The sequence below is a fragment of the Granulibacter bethesdensis CGDNIH1 genome (genome assembly GCF_000014285.2).
Lineage (GTDB): Bacteria > Pseudomonadota > Alphaproteobacteria > Acetobacterales > Acetobacteraceae > Granulibacter > Granulibacter bethesdensis.
Genome location: NC_008343.2, coordinates 2,259,468 through 2,276,828, shown reverse-complemented (window position 1 = coordinate 2,276,828; position 17,361 = coordinate 2,259,468). Strand labels below are relative to the sequence as shown.

Below are 17,361 nucleotides of genomic sequence, written 5' to 3'. Positions count from 1 at the left end.
TCAAAATTCGCGTTCTGGTTGAAAATAAAACCACGCTTTAGTAAAAACAATTTTATAGAAAATTTTGGCAAATCTGCATGAAAATGCAGGTTTGCCTTTTTTGTTTTTATGATAAGTGGAAAAAAGATCTGCTTTGTCTGTTTCGGGGTGCGTTAAATACACGAGAACGGGATTGTGATTATCTGTTTTCACGATCCTTTTGGCCCCGCAACTGTACTGCGAATGGGGTTTCATCAGCGTCCATGCATTGCCGGGAGATATTAGTTTTATGAATAATTTCTCCTGGAACGGCTTGGAAATGATGACGCAGACTGTAGTCAAGGGAAAAACAAAGTTAAAAATTCTGAAAACTGCGTTAGATATTTTGAATATAGAAGGTGTCGATGCAATGACGACATCTCATCTTGCTGCAGTCTGCAATATTAATGAAGGAAATTTATACTATCACTTTCATACAAAGCAAATTCTGGTAACAACGTTATATGACATTTTCCATCATCATATGACGCGACTTGTCTCGACCAGCCCTGATAAAGTTACTACCCGGTCAGGTTCGAACATGCTTCATCCGATCGAGCTGTATAGTGACTATTTGAGATCATGGTTCTGGTTGATCTGGCGATACCGGTTTCTGTTTCGGGATGGCCCTGTCATCCTGAACCAGATTCCGGATCTGGCCTTAAGACTCAGGACCATGAATCGTGAAGGAGAGCAGGTTGCCATGCATGTTCTTCAGCATATGCGTCAGGTGGGGCATCTGATTATTGAAGATGCCGAGCTGGAGGCGCTGGCTGCCAATGTCTGCATCATCATGTCTTACTGGATGTCCTTTCTGATCATGCACCGCGGTAGCAAGGCGCTTCCGATGAGGGATATGGAATGGGGCATCTATCAGGTAAGGGCGCTTTATCTTCCGTATGCATCGCCCTCCGTCCACCAGTATCTGAAGAGCCAGATGGAACTGGTCCATTGAACCCTGAACATAGTTTTTATGCTCTATCAGTGCACGATCCCATTTGATTGCGTGCTTGAGCGAGGGTGGTTACAATATTGCCCGACATGCGATGTGTTCTGACATTTCTGCTGACGGCGTTGATCGCCTGCAGCCTGCCACTGCAGGTGCGGGCGATGGAGGCCGCCCATGTCATGACTATGTCGATGGCTGATATTGCTGCGGGTGACGATGACGTCATCACGGCACCGCTGATGATCGGGCAGCATCCTGCACCCTGCCATGGCCATCCTGCCGCACCATCCTGTGATGGTGTGGTGTGTTGTGTGGGGGCCATGGTGCCGGATGCGCCGGCACTGGCGGATTCAGTGCGCGTCTGGTTGGTCCGTTTCGTAGCTTCCATTCCGTATCACGGGTATGGAGCATCCCCCATGCCGGAACCTTTTCCACCTCGCTCAGGCCGCTTTATACCCGCTTGAAAGCGGGCTGACCGTTCGGGTGAGGCCTGTCTGATCCGCTGCATCTGGCGGAATAAACCGGCTGGGCCGTGTAAGTAGTTCTGACAGAGCGACCATAAGATCATGAGGAATACTGAAGGTTCCGGCCTTATTCGGCCGGATCGTCGGCGCGTGCTGCGTGCCTGCGGTGCTGCGCTTCTGACAGCAGCGGCAGGAGGATGCGCCGCGCCTGCGCCTGCACCGGAAGCAACTGCCGAGGGTATGCCGGAGCTGCGTGGCAGCCGCTTTGCCCTGAACGTAGCCCGCTATTCCGTTCGCCGTGGCGGAAGACATGCGTCGGCGACATTGGTGAATGCTTCCCTGCCGGGTCCGGTACTGCGTATGCGGGAGGGGGACGAGGTTGCCATCGCCGTCACCAATACACTGGATGAGCCGACCTCCATTCACTGGCATGGCCTGCGTGTCCCTGCCTCCATGGATGGTGTGCCTGGGCTGAGCTTCGGGGGGATTCCGGCGGGAGAGACGTTTACGTATCGCTTTCCGCTGAAGCAGTCCGGCACGTACTGGTACCATGGTCATTCCGGCTTTCAGGAGGCGACCGGCCTGTACGGCGCGTTGATTATCGCGCCGCATGGCGCGGTGCCGGATTATGACCGCGACTATGTCGTCATGTTGAATGACTGGTCCGATCTGGCCCCCGAGAGCATTGTCAGCACGCTGAAATTCCAGAGCGATGCCTATAATTTCCGTCAGCGCACGCTGGGCACCTTTATCGCTGATGCACGCCAGAAGGGCTTGCATCAGGCTGTGTCGGATCGGCTCGCCTGGGGAAAGATGCGGATGGGGCCGACGGATATCTCGGATGTCAGCGGCAATGCCTATGCGTATCTGCTCAATGGCCGGGCGGTGGATGACCATTGGCACGGGCTGTTCAGGCCGGGTGAACGGGTGCGTCTGCGCTTCATCAACGCTGCATCAATGACAAATTTCGACATCCGGATTCCGGGTCTGGTCATGACCGTGGTGGAGGCGGACGGTAATGCGGTGCGCCCGGTCATGGTCGATGAGTTCCGCATCGGCGTGGCCGAGACCTATGATGTGCTGATCCAACCCGGTAACGCGGCTTATACGATTTTCGCACAGAGTCAGGACCGGACCGGCTACGCGCGTGGCACCCTCGCACCGCATCCCGATATGGACGGGTTGGTGCCGCCAATGGACCCTCGCCCGCTGCGCACCATGAAGGATATGGGCATGGGCGACATGGACATGAACCACATGGACATGGGGGATATGGGTGCAGGAATGGAGCACCACGGCATGGCGGCCCACGATGCGGAGAATCCCGGCACGGACGGTATGGCTCATCCGCCGCCGGAGGCTGTGTCCTCTCCCGCGTCTTCTGCTCCGGCCCATCATCATGCGCACAGCATGGAGGGGATGGAAGGTATGGAGGAGATGGACGGCATGGATATGCCGGACATGCCCATGCATCACATGCCGATGCATCATGGGGGTTCCGTCCATGATGGCGCCATGCATGCAGACCATGCCGCGCCGGTCAGCGTGCCCGGGAATACCGCACCCTCTCTTCCGGCTCCCCTGAAACAGACCGGGCCGCATCCGGTGCCCGTGACGGTCTACCGGACACCGCAGGTCGGAGAACTGGGGGTTGGCAGCCTTGCCCCGATGCCGGTATCGCGACTCCATGAGGCAGGCAGTGGGCTGGACGATAACGGACGCCGCGTCCTGCGCTACACCGATCTGAGAGCCGCGCGACCGGCCCCGCCGGGGCGGGAGCCGGATCGGGAGATCCTGTTGCATCTGACCGGCAATATGGAGCGCTATATCTGGGGCTTTAACGGCCAGAAATTTTCTCATGCACCTTCGATCCGTCTGCGGCTGGGGGAGCGTGTCCGCTTCATCCTGATCAACGATACGATGATGGAGCATCCGATCCACCTCCATGGTTTGTGGAGTGAACTGGAGAACGGAACCGGCGCGGATCGTCCCTTCAAACACACCATTCTGGTCAAGCCGGGTGAGAGGCTGACCACCTGTGTTGATGCCGATACGCCGGGTCTGTGGGCGTTTCATTGCCATCTGCTCTACCATATGGAACTGGGTATGTTCCGCACCGTGGTGGTGTCATGAACGGCCTGAGGCGTATCCCTCATGCAGTGCTGTTGCTGTCACTGATTCTGCTCACCGGTGGAACGGCAGCCGGGGCGGGGATGGAAATGCAGGCTACGGGCAAGGACGGCCCCGTCTACCTGCCGGGTGGCCCGATGCCGGCGATGGATGATCAGGTTTATCTCCATGCCCTGCTGGAGCAGGCTGAACATCGTATGGCCGGTACGAATCAGGTTTTTACCTATGAGGGAGAGGCTTGGCTCGGTACGGATGAGAACAAGCTCTGGCTGAAATCGGAAGGCACGGTCGGTAAAGGCGGCGGTTTTCAGGATGCACGGCATGAGGTGCTGTATGATCGCCCGTTCTCGACCTATTTCGACTGGCAGGCCGGATGGCGGATCGACCTTGATAATGGGCCGACGCGCCAATGGGCGGCTTTCGGGGTGCAGGGACTGACCCTGTATTTTTTCGATCTGGAGGCCACCGCCTATCTGGGGACAGATGGCCGAGTCGCGGCGCGGGTGGAGGCTTCCTACGACCTTCTGCTCACCAATCGGCTGATCCTCCAGCCTCGTCTGGAGACGAACTGGTATGGTCAATCCGACCCCGCACGGGGGCTGGGGGCCGGGGTGTCGAATCTGGAGACCGGGATCAGGCTGCGATACGAATTTGCCAGAACCTTCGCCCCGTATCTGGGGGTGGTGTATCAGGGGGCCTTCGGGCGCACCGGGACATTCCAGCAGCAGCAGGGACAGGCTGCGGACAGCGTGCGGTTCCTGTTTGGTCTGCGTCTCTGGTTCTGATCGTCAGGGGGCTGATCTGAATGGCCCCCTGTATTCCCTCTGATCCTGTTCAATAAGTATAGGCGGGTGCCATCTGCATCCTCGGCTGGGGCGGGAAAGTATTCCCGCGGGCAATCATGCATTGCCCGTAATTCATGTCGTAATTCTGCTGTAGCGAGGCCGATGATTGCCGCGCATTCGAACTGCCGAGCAGACCACCGCCTGCAAGGCCTGCGCCCGCGCCGATCGCAGCCCCCATACCGGCATTGCCTGCGGCCACGCCAATCAAGGCACCGGTCGCTGCTCCCAGTGCCGTGCCAATGGCGGCCGTGCCGACGGCACTGTTGGCGGCGCCTTTTTGTGGGGAGACAAAACCGTTCCGCTGAGAGGCGTAATAGCGGCATGTCATATCGTCATTCTGGAACTGCTCCAGCGTTTTCCCCTTGCCGGGCAGGGCGGCAATACTCGGTCCTTCCGGTGGAGAGACGGTACAAGCGCATAGCGCAGTGGCAGCGAGCAGGGCCAGGGATAGCAAGAGCGGCTGGCGGGACATTATATCCTCTCCTCATTTTGGCGAAGCCGTGGCTTCCATTCCATTTTTTAACGCATATGCGCCCTATTACGGCATCCTGATGGCAGAAAAACAGAGACCGCTCCGGTTCGGAAGATAGGGAGCGGCGCGATATTGTCTTCGACGGCGATCAATGGCCTGCTACGCAGCGCGCCGGAGCGGTGTCTTCCGGCGAGGGATAACCAGACACAGGACAGAGTCAATGAACGAACTGTTCCCATCTGCCGTCTACGCCCCTGCAGGGGAAGGGGGTCAGACCGGGCCAAAGCCACTCACGCTCACGAAAAAGATCGATATTGCTGCTCCGCCAGACGCGGTGTGGGCCATCATCTCGGAATTCGGGGATATCACTTGGCTGCCGCTGGTGAAGTCCAGCAGTGCCGACCGGGGTAACACTCCCGGTTCGATCCGGGTGCTGGATCTCGGTGGCCCTAAAATTACGGAAGCGTTGACGGCCTATGATGCGGCTGGCCGCAGCTACAGCTACAAATTCACACCGGATGTGGAAAATACGCAGATCGTGCCTGCGGGCGACTACCGTTCGACCATCACGGTCGAGGCGGTCGGGGCCGGGGCGCGAATCGTGTGGCAGGGATTTTTCACCCGCCTGTCGCCGCTCGGCACGCCGCCCGCTGGACAAGGAGACGAGGATGCGATCACAGCCGTGACCGGGGTGTATGATGCGGGCCTCACTGCACTGAAACAAAAGGCTGAAGGCTGATATTTTGACAGTCGGCTTATCAAAAAGGGGGCCGGAAGGCCCCCTTTTTTCATGTTGAATTTATCGGATCGGGCGCTGATCAGTGCTCGTCATCGTTGCCGTCGGTCTCGACTTCCACCTCGATGGTGTCATCGTCGCCGTCTTCGAGGTCGGAGGTATCCTCCAGCACATCCTCGTCAGTGTCGTCGGCATCGACGGCATCTGTATCGGCATCGTCAACAACCCCGATCTTCTTGGGTTTGTCATCCAGCAGCACACCCGGCACGCGGCGGGGGCGGGGCTGGTCCAGCGGCTGTTCAGCGCCGCATTTCGGGCAGATGGCGGGGGATTTCAGCAGATCGTAGAAACGGGTTCCGCATGAAACGCAGACCCGCTTGGTGCCAAGTTCGGGTTTTACCATGGGAAATGCGGCCTCGTGATCGTGGGGAGGGATAAAAATTCGGCTGACGCGCAGGACAGGGCGCGCCCCATGCCACCGCTTCGCCCTTCTGTCAAACCGTTCTGTCATGCTATCGCGCAGGGATGAGCGAAAATCACAGCGAAGGGGCCTCTCGCCCCGTCATCAGCCGCCGTCCTGCCGCCGGGTTGCGGGCTGATCATCCGGTCCATGTTCCCGGGGACAAATCCATCAGCCATCGCGCATTGATGATCGGTGCGCTGGCGGTCGGGGAGACGCGTATATCCGGCCTGCTGGAGGGGGAGGACGTGCTGCGCACGGCCGCCGCCATGCGGGCGTTGGGGGCCGAGGTGGTGCGGGATGCGCCCGGTTCATGGCGCGTCGCCGGTCGTGGCATTGGCGGCCTGACCGAGCCTGCGGATGTACTGGACATGGGCAATTCGGGCACGGCGGCGCGACTGCTGACAGGCGTGCTGGCCAGCCATGATCTGTTTGCGGTGATGACGGGCGATGCCAGCCTGCGCAAACGCCCCATGCGCCGGGTGACCGATCCGCTTGCGGCTTGCGGGGCCGGTTTTCACACCCGCTCCGGCGGCAGGTTGCCGATGGCGGTGCGTGGCACGGGGGAGGCTCTGCCGCTGCATTATCGCCTGCCGGTCGCCTCTGCCCAGGTGAAGTCGGCCATTCTGCTGGCCGGGCTGAATGCACGGGGGGAGACAGTGGTGGAAGAACCGCATGCCACCCGTGATCACAGCGAAAATATGCTGCGCCATTTCGGGGCGACTGTGCAGGTGGAGCCGACCGGGGACGGTGCAGGCCGCATCGTTCGCCTGCAGGGGCAACCGGAATTGCGGGCTGCCGATATCGTGGTGCCTGCCGACCCATCCTCGGCGGCTTTTCCGCTGGTGGCGGCCTTGCTGGTGCCGGGGTCGGAGATCACTCTGGCCGGGGTAGGCCTCAATCCGCTGCGCACCGGGCTGTTCGATACGCTGGTGGAGATGGGGGCTGCGCTGACCATCGCCAATCGCCGGATCGAGGGGGGGGAGCCGGTCGGCGATATCACCGTCCGGGCCTCCACCCTGCATGGTGTGGAGGTGCCGCCGGAGCGTGCACCGAGCATGATCGACGAATTCCCCATTCTCTCGGTTGCCGCAGCGGTCGCCTCCGGCACCACACGCATGCGCGGGCTGGCAGAGCTGCGGGTCAAGGAGAGTGACCGGCTGGCGGCGACGGCGGCGCTGCTGTCGGTGAATGGCGTGCAGGTTGAGATTGAGGGCGATGATCTGATCGTCATCGGCTGCGGCGGTCCGCCGCCGGGGGGCGGCCTGGTCACCACGTATATGGATCATCGGCTGGCCATGTCGGCGCTGGTGCTGGGCCTGACCACGCAGGCGCCGGTGACGGCGGATGACGCGGCCTTCATCGACACGTCTTTCCCCGGTTTCGCCACGCTGATGACCGGGCTGGGGGCGGATTTCTCATGCGCCTGATCATCGCGGTCGATGGTCCGGCTGCGGCAGGCAAGGGCACGCTGGCGCGTCGGCTGGCATCGGCTTTCGGGCTGCCGCATCTGGATACAGGTCTGCTCTATCGCGCGGTGGGGCGGCTGGTGCTGGATGCGGGCGGTGATCCGGGCAGCCCTGCCGATGCGGCGTGGGCGGTATCGGTTCTGGTGCCGGAGACAGTGCAGCGCAGCGATCTGAGGGTGCCGGAGGTAGACCGTGCCGCCAGTCTGGTTGCTGCCGATCCGGCTGTACGGGCCGCACTGCTGGATTTCCAGCGTGATTTCGCGGCACGGGAAGGCGCGGTGCTGGACGGGCGCGATATCGGCACGGTCGTGTGCCCGGATGCGCCGGTGAAGCTGTTCGTCACCGCCAGCGCCGAAGCGCGCCTGCAACGTCGCCTGCTGGAGTTGCGCAACCGGGGCGTAGCGGTGGAAGAACAGGCACTGCGGGCCGAGATGCAGGCAAGGGACGAACGGGATGCGGCCCGCGATGTTGCACCCTTGCGTCCGGCAGAGGATGCGGAGGTGCTGGACACCACCCATCTGGACGCCGATCAGGCATTTCAACGGGCGGAGCAGATCGTCCGCCGGAAGTGGCCGCGATAAAACCGGCTGTCTCCTCTGCATGGCAGGCGGGGCAGCGGAGGCGGAATTTCCTTGACTTACGGGCATCAGTGGGCGTTGTTGCCGGCTGATTTCCGCCATGGCCCGACCTGTCCCGCCGCGGAAACCGGGACGCGCGATGATCGCGTGATGTAAGGTCCGGCAAGCCGTGATCCCCGGCGCGTAACCCGCGCCCGGCGGTGTAGCGCCTTCCTTGATAGCCTCCGGGCTGTCAGTTCAAGGACATAGTTTTCCCACATGGCATCTTCCGCCACTGCTATCCAACAACAGGGTGACGAGGATTTCGCCGCCCTGCTCGACGAGACCCTGGGCCGTGACAGCGGCTTTGATGGCTCCGTCGTCAGCGGCCGCGTGCTGCGCATCGACCCCGAATTCGTGATCGTCGATGTGGGCCTGAAGTCTGAAGGCCGCGTCGCCCTGAAAGAATTCGGCCCTCCGGGTCAGAAGCCCGACGTGAAGCCCGGCGATGTCGTCGAGCTGTATGTCGAGCGTTACGAGGACCGTGACGGTTCCATCGTCCTGTCGCGCGAGAAGGCTCGCCGCGAGGAAGCATGGACCACTCTGGAAAAGGCTTTTGAAAGCGCCCAGCGCGTTCAGGGCACGATCTATGGTCGCGTGAAGGGTGGCTTCACCGTTGATCTCGGCGGCGCGGTCGCGTTCCTGCCGGGCAGCCAGGTCGATATCCGCCCTGTGCGTGATGTCGGTCCGCTGATGGGCACCCCGCAGCCGTTCCAGATCCTGAAGATGGACCGCGCGCGCGGTAACATCGTGGTCAGCCGCCGTGCGGTGCTGGAAGAGACTCGCGCCGAGCAGCGCAGCGAGCTGATCCAGGGCCTGAAGGAAGGCATGATCCTGGATGGCGTGGTGAAGAATATTACCGATTACGGCGCGTTCGTGGATCTGGGTGGCGTCGATGGCCTCCTGCATGTCACGGACATCGCCTGGAAGCGCATCAATCACCCGAGCGAGGCCCTGCAGATCGGCCAGACCGTGAAGGTGCAGGTGATCCGCTTCAATTCCGACACGCAGCGTATCAGCCTGGGCATGAAGCAGCTTGAGGCCGATCCGTGGGAAGGTGTGGCGGCGAAGTATCCGCCGGGCGCGAAATACAGCGGACGCGTGACCAACATCACCGATTACGGTGCCTTCGTGGAACTGGAACCGGGCGTCGAAGGCCTGGTGCATGTCAGCGAAATGTCCTGGACGAAGAAGAACGTCCATCCGGGCAAGATCGTCGCGACCTCGCAGGAAGTCGACGTGGTCGTGCTGGATGTGGACAGCTCCAAGCGCCGCATCTCCCTGGGCCTGAAGCAGGTGCAGGGCAACCCGTGGGAGCAGTTCCTGGAACAGCACCCGGTCGGGTCCGAGCTGGAAGGCGAGATCCGGAACATCACCGAATTCGGTCTGTTCATCGGCATCACCGCCGATATCGACGGCATGGTTCACATGTCCGACATCTCCTGGGACGATCAGAGCGAAACCGCTATGGCCGCCTACGAGAAGGGTCAGGTCGTGCGCGCCCGCGTGCTGGATGTGGATGTGGAGAAAGAGCGTATCTCCCTCGGCATCAAGCAGATGCATGAAGATCCCGCCGCCGGTCAGCTGGATGCGGTCCATCGCGGTGATGTCGTTACCTGCGTGGTGACGGCTGTGCAGGCCAACGGCATCGAAGTGAAGGTGGGCGACGTTCTGTCCGGCTTCATCCGCCGTGCGGAACTGTCCCGTGACAAGGCCGACCAGCGCCCTGACCGCTTCGCGGTCGGTGAGAAGGTGGATGCGAAGGTGACCGCGGTTGACCGCGCCGCCCGCAAGCTCCAGCTCACCATCAAGGGCAAGGAAGTCGAGGAAGACAAGGCGGCGATCGCCGAGTTCGGCTCCTCCGACAGCGGTGCGTCCCTGGGCGATATCCTGGGTGCCGCGATCCGTCGCCGGAACCTGCAAACCGACGCCTGATTGGCTTCGGCTATCATGGATACATCGTCCTGACCTTAACGGGTCAGGACGCAACTTGAAAGCCGGGGGTTACGCCTCCGGCTTTTTTGTTCTGAAAACGGCTGTACTCCCCTTTTGCCGGCGCGATGATTTCGCCATTTTGGCGGTTATGACATCTGACCTTGCTTCCCGCCCGTCTGCTGCCCCCGATCAGGACTGGCTGATAGACCGCCATCATCTGAAGCGGCGTTTGCTGCTATGGCGGCTCGTGACGATTGGCCTGCTGGTGCTGGGGGCGCTGGCGCTGGTGAGGGTATCGCATGCGGTGGTATCGGGGCCGCATCTCACCCGGATCAGGATCAGCGGTATCATCACCTATGACCGCCCCTTGCTGGAGGCGATCAGCCATGCGGCAGATGATTCTTCGGTCAAGGCGGTGTTGCTGGAGATCAACAGTCCCGGTGGCACCGTCGCGGGGGGTGAGGCCCTGCATGATGCGCTGGCACAGCTGGCAGCGCGCAAGCCGCTGGTGACGACTATGGAGAGTGTTGCGGCCTCCGCCGGTTATATGATCGCGGCGCCATCGGCACGGATTTTCGCGCGTCAGGCGACGTTGACGGGCTCCATCGGTGTGCTGATGCAATCAGCCGAACTGTCCGGCCTGCTTGGAAAACTGGGGGTCGGGTCCAACACCATTGTCTCCGGCCCGATGAAAGATCAGCCGAGCCTGACCGCGCCGCTTTCCCCGGAAGGGAGGCAGATGCTTCAGGGGATCGTCAACGATATGTACGACCAGTTCGTGACCATGGTTGCTCAGGGGCGGCATATGACGCCGGAACATGTGCGTGCCTTGGCAGATGGGCGCCCTTATACCGGGCGGCAGGCGCTGGCGCTCGGGCTGGTCGATCAGATCGGTGGTGAGCATGACGCGCGGGTCTGGCTGGCGAAAGAACGCCATGTTCCGGAGGACCTGCCGGTCAGGCCGCTTCATGAGTCGGATGGTCTGCGTAAGCACTGGTTCGGCGGATGGCTGGGCAGTCTGGAAAATTTTGTAGAAAGCAAGTTATCTCAAGGTGTTAGCATTGACGGAGCTTGGGCGCTCTGGCAGCCTCGGCTTTAATGCGGTGATCGGTCCGGACCTGCTGGCGGGATTCGGTATCTCCAACCGGGCAGGGGAAAGCTGACATGACCAAATCGGAACTGATCGCGAGTCTGAAGGCCGATAATCCGCATCTGACGGAACGCGATGTGGAAACCATCGTCTCCACGATTTTTGATGAGATTTCCAATGCTCTTGCCCGTGGTGCCAGGGTGGAGCTGCGTGGTTTCGGCGCTTTTACGATCAAGCGACGGGATGCCCGGGTGGGGCGCAACCCGCGCACCGGAGAAACCGTTTCCGTCGATGAAAAGGTTGTCCCTTTCTTCAAGGCCGGAAAAGAACTGCGGGAGCGGGTGAATAACGGTACCCGCAAGAATGGCGGGTCTGCCGACGCCGCTTCCGGAGGCTGAGAGCATCCTGCTTCTGACTTTCGCGAGAGTCACCGCGTGACGGGAAAAAACTGATGCGTCTGTTGATCGCCTTGCCGTTTCTGATCCTGCTGGTGCTGTTCACGCTCTCGAACACCACCACGGTTCATATCGGCTTATGGCCGACCGATTACGGGGCTGATCTGCCGTTTTCCATTGCCGTGCTCAGTGCGATGGCGATCGCTTTTATTGCCGGTGGCTTGCTGACCTGGTTCTCTGCACTGGGACAGCGCCGCCGTGCCCGTCGGGCGGAAGCCCAGGTCAAGGCGCTGGAAGAACAGCTTGAAACCCTGCGCGAGACCCTGCGCCGTCAGGAGGCCGTTCTCTCCACTCCTGTCACAGCCAGTGCTCCTTTGCCTGCCATTCAGTAACCTGGCCTGTCCTGTGATACGGTCGGCCCATTTTATTTCATAAAGACAGTCACGTCATGTCGTCTGATCGTATCGCGCCCGCCGGTTCTCTTCCCTCGCGGCGTGTCATTGTTTCCCTCGATACACCGGACCCCGCCACCGCACGCGCATGGAATCAGGCTTTCGCGCCGTATAGCGGGATGAGCAAGCTGGGGTTGGAATATTACCTGGCCAATGGTCCACAGGGCATGACGGGGTTTGAGGGACCGATTTTTCTGGATCTGAAGCTGCACGATATTCCCAACACGGTCGCGGCCGGGGTGCGTTCGGTCTTGCCGCTGAAGCCCGCTTTGCTGACCGTTCATGCGGGTGGAGGCTCGGCAATGGTTGCTGCGGCGCGGAATGCGACAGGAGATGCGGCGGACCGGACCAGGATTTTGGCTGTTACCATTCTGACAAGTCTGGATGCGGAGGCCGTTGCCGCGATCGGTTTTGCGGAAGATCCGGCGCGGCAGGTTCTCAGACTGGCAAAGCTGGCTGTAGCGGCGGGGGCGGACGGGCTGGTGTGCAGCGCGCATGAAGCAGCCCTGCTCAGGGCGGAACTGGGGCCGGAGCCTTTACTGGTCGTACCCGGCATCCGTCCGGTGGGAAGCGAAGCGAGCGATCAGTCCCGCACCATGACCCCGCGTGCCGCCATTCAGGCCGGGGCGGATTATATCGTGGTCGGTCGTCCCATTACGCAGGCGGCTGATCCGGCGGCGGTTGCCTCTTCCATTGCGGCGGATATTGCGGGGCTTTGAAGCATCATGGTCGCTCAGGTTAAAATCTGCGGATTGAACAGCGCAGCATCGGTCGCGGCTTCCATCGCGGGGGGCGCTGATTATCTTGGATTCGTATTCTTTCCGCCCTCTCCACGGGCTGTGACGGCGCAGGAGGCGGCTTCCCTCGCGGCTCCCATTGCCCAGCCTCTGCGGAAAGTAGGGCTGTTCGTCAATCCGCGTGATGGAGAGATCGAGGCGGTCCTGCGTGAGCTGCCGCTCGATATCATCCAGCTTCATGATGTCCCTGTGGCGCGTGCCCTCCAGTTGCGCGAACGGCTTGCCTTACCCGTCTGGCGGTCTGTGGGAATTGCGGCAGCGGATGATCTGCCACGCGATTCCGGGGGTGTGGATGCCCTGCTGCTGGATGCTAAGCCGAGGCCCGACGCTGCTCTGCCGGGTGGAAACGGACAGGCTTTCGATTGGTCGATCCTTGCGGATTTTGCGCCATCCTTTGCGTGGATCCTCGCGGGTGGGTTGACCCCGGATACGGTCGCTGATGCGGTGCGCCGGACAGGTGCGCCTATTGTCGACGTTTCGTCAGGGGTCGAACAGTCACGTGGACGCAAGGATCCGGCGCTGATCCGCTCCTTCCTCTCTGCAGTGCGTAACGCCTGAGCCGATAACCCGCGCAGGGGTCGGCCATTGAACGGACGGATCAGATGGGTACGACACCAGGAACGGAACTTCCCAATGCCGCTGGCGAGCATGTGGTGGAGGTTTCCCGCACCGGATATGAGCTTCTTTCCGATCCGTTGCTGAACAAGGGAATGGCGTTTTCCGAGGATGAACGGACCGCCTTCCATCTGCATGGCCTGTTGCCGCCGCATGTCGGTAATCTGGATGAACAGGTCAACCGCCGTCTGACAGCCTTCAGGGAGCTTAAATCCCCGATCAACCGCTATATTTTTCTGCGGGATTTGCAGGATACCAACGAAACGCTGTTTTACGCGCTGTTGTCCCGTAACCTCGAAGAGATGATGCCGGTCGTCTATACGCCGACCGTCGGGCTGGGCTGTCAGAATTTCTCCCGCCTGTTCCGCAAGCCGCGCGGATTGTTTCTGTCACCGCCGCATCAGGAGCAGATCGACGAGATTTTGTCCCATCCGCGTTTCGATCATGTACAGGTGATCGTGGTCAGTGATGGCGAGCGTATTCTCGGGCTTGGCGATCAGGGTGCAGGCGGCATGGGTATCCCGATCGGGAAGCTGGCGCTCTACACGGCCTGCGGGGGGATTCCGCCCTGGGCGACGCTTCCGATCCTGCTGGATACCGGTACGGATAACAAGGAACGTCATGACGATCCGCTGTATATCGGCTGGCGGCATGAGCGTATCCGGGGCGAGGCGTATGATTCGTTCATTGATACTTTCGTAGGCGCGGTGCAGCGCCGCTGGCCGCATGTTCTGCTGCAATGGGAGGATTTCGCCCGTCCCAATGCGGGGCGGCTGCTGACGAAATATCGTGACCAGCTCTGCACCTTCAACGACGACATTCAGGGCACGGCCTCCGTGACGGTCGGTACCCTGATGGCGGCGGCCTCCGTCGCCGGTGTGCCGATGAAAGACCAGCGCATCGTCGTGGTCGGGGCCGGTTCAGCAGGTGTCGGTATTGCACGGATGCTGCGTCAGGCGATGATCGAGGAAGGGGTGCCGGAGCACGAAGCCCATCGCCGCTTCTTTCTGGTGGATCGCGATGGTTTGCTGCGGGAAGGCGATAATGATCTGGCTGCCTTCCAGCAGGAATTCGCCGTTCCCGCCGATGTGCTGAGCCATTGGGATGATCGGGAAAAACCGGGGCTGGAAGCGGTAATTCGCAACGCGCATCCGACCACCTTGATCGGTGTGTCCGGTCAACCCGGCCTGTTTACCGAGGCCGCTATCCGCGAAATGGCGCAGCATGTTGCCCGCCCGGTGATTTTCCCCCTCTCCAATCCGACAGCCAATGCGGAGGCGACACCAGCCGATCTGCTGGCCTGGACCGATGGGCAGGCGATTATCGGCACGGGCAGCCCGTTCGACCCGGTGCAGATCAATGGTCGCACCATCATGGTCGACCAGACCAATAATTCCTATATTTTCCCCGGCGTCGGGCTGGGCGCTATTGCCTCTCGCGCCGAGCATGTGACGGATGCCATGTTCCTTGCGGCAGCCCGGGCATTGGCGGAGATGTCTCCGGCCCGCACCGATCCTGCTCTGCCCTTATTGCCGCATCTGGCCAAAATGCGCGACGTGTCCCGGCATGTGGCCGTCGCGGTCGGACTGTGCGCCATGCGGGATGGTCAGGCCGAGCCATGTGATGAAGAAACCCTGCGTGCCCGAGTGGATGACCTGATGTGGGAGCCGCAGTATCCCACTTATCGCCGGGTTGAGCCGAAGCGTTGAAATGGGTCATAAAACGGCCATAAAGCGTCTTCAGGGGCGATCTCCTGATTTGCGTGAGCGCCGTTCTGCTTTAAGAGCGGCAGATTACTCCGCGCTGTATGACAATATGGCGCGGCTCTGAAATGCATCCCAGCCGGCGAGTATAGCCATCGTGTCCATAGCCAGTTCCCTTCCGAACTCCTATCGCTCCGGTCCGGACGATCATGGGCGGTTTGGTCCGTTTGGCGGCCGCTTTGTGGCGGAAACGCTGATGCCTCTGATCCTGGAGGTGGAAAAGGCATGGCGGGCGGCGCGGAATGATGCGGCGTTCAACGCGGAACTCGACCTGCTGCTGAAAAATTACGTGGGCCGTCCCAGCCCGCTCTGGTTCGCCAAGCGCCTGACGGAGGAGCTGGGCGGTGCGCAGGTATGGCTGAAGCGGGAGGAGCTGAACCATACCGGCAGCCATAAGGTGAATAACTGTCTTGGCCAGATCCTGATCGCCCGTCGTATGGGCAAGACCCGTATCATCGCCGAGACGGGGGCGGGCCAGCATGGCGTGGCGACGGCGACGGTCTGTGCGCTGTTCGGTCTGCCTTGCACCATCTATATGGGCGCGGTCGATGTTGAACGGCAGAAGCCCAACGTGTTCCGCATGCGTCTGCTGGGGGCGGAGGTCAAGGCGGTAACCTCCGGTGCGGCGACGCTCAAGGATGCGATGAACGAGGCTTTGCGCGACTGGGTCGCCAATGTGTCGGATACGTATTACCTGATTGGCACGGTCGCCGGGCCGCATCCGTATCCGGCGATGGTGCGCGATTTCCAGAACATCATCGGTGAGGAAACCCGCGCCCAGATGCTGGCGGAGACCGGACGTTTGCCGGATGTGGCGACGGCCTGTATCGGCGGCGGCTCCAACGCGATGGGCCTGTTTCATCCGTTCCTGGACGATCCATCCGTGCGGCTGATCGGGGTCGAGGCCGGAGGACACGGCGTTGAAACCGGTGAACATGCCGCCAGCCTGACGGGTGGTCGCCCCGGCGTGCTGCACGGGAACCGAACCTATCTGTTGCAGGATGCGGAAGGGCAAATTCTGGAAGGCCATTCGATTTCCGCAGGCCTCGATTATCCAGGCATCGGGCCGGAGCATGCATGGCTGCATGAAACCGGCCGGGTCGAATATGTCTCGGCCACCGATCAGGAGGCGCTGGGTGCGTTCCAGCTTCTGACCCGCACGGAAGGCATTATTCCCGCGCTGGAACCGAGCCATGCTTTGGCGTATGTCCGCAAGCTTGCCCCGACGCTGGGGAAGGACAAAACCATTGTGGTCAATCTGTCGGGCCGGGGGGATAAGGATATCTTCACCGTTGCCGAGCATCTGGGGGTCAAGCTGTGAGCCGTATCCAGACGCGTTTCGCGGCGCTGAAGCGTGAGGGACGCGGTGCGCTGATCCCGTTTATCGAGGCGGGTGACCCTGATGCTGAAACCAGCCAGACATTGTTGCATGGCCTGCCGGCAGCAGGCGCCGATCTGATCGAGATCGGTGTGCCGTTCACCGACCCGATGGCGGATGGTCCGACCATCCAGCGCGCCGGACGGCGTGCGCTGGAGGCGGGTGCCACACTCGCCAAAACTCTGGCGATGGTCGAGACCTTCCGGCAGCAGGATAAGGATACGCCGATCATTCTGATGGGGTATCTTAACCCGATTGAAACCTACGGCCATGAGCGGTTCTGCGTCGATGCCGCCGCGGTCGGGGTGGATGGGTTGATTATCGTCGATCTGCCGACCGAGGAGGCGGACCTGATCCTGCCTTTCGCCACCGCGAACGGGCTGGATGTGATCAGGCTGGTCGCGCCGACCACGGATGACGCACGTCTGCCGCATGTGCTGAACGGCTCATCCGGTTTCGTCTATTACGTCAGTATCACCGGCATCACCGGCACCGTCACCGCGAGTGCGGAGCAGCTGGCGCAGAATATGCCGCGTTTGCGGCGCGTGACCGACCTGCCGGTTGCGATCGGTTTTGGTATCCGCAATCCGGCGCAGGCCGCGGAGGCGGTGCGGCAGGGAGATGCCGCCATCGTTGCTTCTGCGCTGATCGATACGCTGGCTGAAACGCTGGATGATGGCCGCGCCACTGATCGCACCGTGCCTGCGGTGCTGGATCAGGTCCGCCAACTGGCCGAGGCTGTGCGCAGCGCCCGCCTCTCCGCCCGAGGAGCCTGA

The 17,361-nt window shown here is 61.1% G+C and carries 18 protein-coding genes; 16 read left to right on the top strand and 2 right to left on the bottom strand.

Going from position 1 to position 17,361, the window contains the following annotated elements; all coding sequences use genetic code 11:
- Positions 1–268: 268 nt before the first annotated feature.
- The 4 genes from GBCGDNIH1_RS22670 (at position 269) to GBCGDNIH1_RS22655 (ending at position 4,346) form a co-directional block, all read left to right on the top strand.
- Positions 269–973, top strand: coding sequence for a TetR/AcrR family transcriptional regulator (locus GBCGDNIH1_RS22670; protein WP_043453081.1), 705 nt, complete (start codon positions 269–271; stop codon positions 971–973).
- Positions 974–1,059: 86 nt separating this feature from the next.
- On the top strand, positions 1,060–1,431 hold the full coding sequence (locus GBCGDNIH1_RS22665) for a hypothetical protein (RefSeq protein WP_025318516.1): 372 nt from the start codon (positions 1,060–1,062) through the stop codon (positions 1,429–1,431).
- 102 nt (positions 1,432–1,533) lie between these two features.
- Positions 1,534–3,564: a copper resistance system multicopper oxidase gene (locus GBCGDNIH1_RS22660; RefSeq protein ID WP_011632730.1), complete on the top strand. Its 2,031-nt coding sequence runs from the start codon at positions 1,534–1,536 to the stop codon at positions 3,562–3,564.
- Entirely contained in the window at positions 3,561–4,346 is a 786-nt protein-coding gene (locus GBCGDNIH1_RS22655; RefSeq protein ID WP_011632729.1) for a copper resistance protein B, read from the top strand. The genes GBCGDNIH1_RS22660 and GBCGDNIH1_RS22655 overlap by 4 nt, the downstream gene beginning before the upstream one ends.
- 49 nt (positions 4,347–4,395) lie before the next feature.
- On the opposite strand, the gene GBCGDNIH1_RS22650 is transcribed toward GBCGDNIH1_RS22655, so the two are convergent.
- Complete coding sequence (locus GBCGDNIH1_RS22650; protein ID WP_011632728.1) at positions 4,396–4,878, bottom strand: YMGG-like glycine zipper-containing protein; 483 nt, start codon at positions 4,876–4,878, stop codon at positions 4,396–4,398.
- Between the two features lie 220 nt (positions 4,879–5,098).
- Between GBCGDNIH1_RS22650 and GBCGDNIH1_RS22645 the strand changes: the two genes are divergently transcribed.
- Positions 5,099–5,617: an SRPBCC family protein gene (locus GBCGDNIH1_RS22645; protein WP_025318518.1), complete on the top strand. Its 519-nt coding sequence runs from the start codon at positions 5,099–5,101 to the stop codon at positions 5,615–5,617.
- Between the two features lie 79 nt (positions 5,618–5,696).
- On the opposite strand, the gene GBCGDNIH1_RS22640 is transcribed toward GBCGDNIH1_RS22645, so the two are convergent.
- The gene (locus GBCGDNIH1_RS22640) at positions 5,697–6,017 is read right to left on the bottom strand and encodes a TIGR02300 family protein (RefSeq protein ID WP_025287348.1); all 321 of its coding nucleotides are present in this window, start codon (positions 6,015–6,017) and stop codon (positions 5,697–5,699) included.
- Between the two features lie 122 nt (positions 6,018–6,139).
- Between GBCGDNIH1_RS22640 and aroA the strand changes: the two genes are divergently transcribed.
- From aroA to trpA, 11 genes are all read left to right on the top strand, one after another.
- Positions 6,140–7,504, top strand: a complete 1,365-nt coding sequence (gene aroA, locus GBCGDNIH1_RS22635) for a 3-phosphoshikimate 1-carboxyvinyltransferase (protein ID WP_011632725.1) — start codon at positions 6,140–6,142, stop codon at positions 7,502–7,504.
- Positions 7,495–8,124, top strand: a complete 630-nt coding sequence (gene cmk, locus GBCGDNIH1_RS22630) for a (d)CMP kinase (protein WP_011632724.1) — start codon at positions 7,495–7,497, stop codon at positions 8,122–8,124. Before aroA ends, cmk begins: the two co-directional genes overlap by 10 nt.
- Positions 8,125–8,379: 255 nt before the next feature.
- Positions 8,380–10,095, top strand: a complete 1,716-nt coding sequence (gene rpsA / locus GBCGDNIH1_RS22625; protein ID WP_011632722.1) for a 30S ribosomal protein S1 — start codon at positions 8,380–8,382, stop codon at positions 10,093–10,095.
- A gap of 148 nt (positions 10,096–10,243) precedes the next feature.
- Entirely contained in the window at positions 10,244–11,194 is a 951-nt protein-coding gene (gene sppA / locus GBCGDNIH1_RS22620; protein WP_050748563.1) for a signal peptide peptidase SppA, read from the top strand.
- 65 nt (positions 11,195–11,259) lie between these two features.
- On the top strand, positions 11,260–11,583 hold the full coding sequence (locus GBCGDNIH1_RS22615) for an integration host factor subunit beta (RefSeq protein ID WP_011632720.1): 324 nt from the start codon (positions 11,260–11,262) through the stop codon (positions 11,581–11,583).
- 53 nt (positions 11,584–11,636) lie between these two features.
- Positions 11,637–11,972, top strand: coding sequence for a LapA family protein (locus GBCGDNIH1_RS22610; RefSeq protein WP_011632719.1), 336 nt, complete (start codon positions 11,637–11,639; stop codon positions 11,970–11,972).
- Between the two features lie 56 nt (positions 11,973–12,028).
- Positions 12,029–12,751, top strand: a complete 723-nt coding sequence (pyrF, locus tag GBCGDNIH1_RS22605) for an orotidine-5'-phosphate decarboxylase (protein ID WP_011632718.1) — start codon at positions 12,029–12,031, stop codon at positions 12,749–12,751.
- Between the two features lie 6 nt (positions 12,752–12,757).
- Complete coding sequence (locus tag GBCGDNIH1_RS22600; protein WP_011632717.1) at positions 12,758–13,387, top strand: phosphoribosylanthranilate isomerase; 630 nt, start codon at positions 12,758–12,760, stop codon at positions 13,385–13,387.
- A gap of 44 nt (positions 13,388–13,431) precedes the next feature.
- Positions 13,432–15,153 carry an NAD-dependent malic enzyme gene (locus tag GBCGDNIH1_RS22595; RefSeq protein WP_011632716.1) on the top strand — a complete coding sequence of 574 codons (1,722 nt, stop codon included), beginning with the start codon at positions 13,432–13,434 and terminating at the stop codon, positions 15,151–15,153.
- A gap of 151 nt (positions 15,154–15,304) precedes the next feature.
- The gene (gene trpB, locus GBCGDNIH1_RS22590) at positions 15,305–16,528 is read left to right on the top strand and encodes a tryptophan synthase subunit beta (RefSeq protein WP_011632715.1); all 1,224 of its coding nucleotides are present in this window, start codon (positions 15,305–15,307) and stop codon (positions 16,526–16,528) included.
- Positions 16,525–17,361 carry a tryptophan synthase subunit alpha gene (gene trpA / locus GBCGDNIH1_RS22585; protein ID WP_011632714.1) on the top strand — a complete coding sequence of 279 codons (837 nt, stop codon included), beginning with the start codon at positions 16,525–16,527 and terminating at the stop codon, positions 17,359–17,361. The genes trpB and trpA overlap by 4 nt, the downstream gene beginning before the upstream one ends.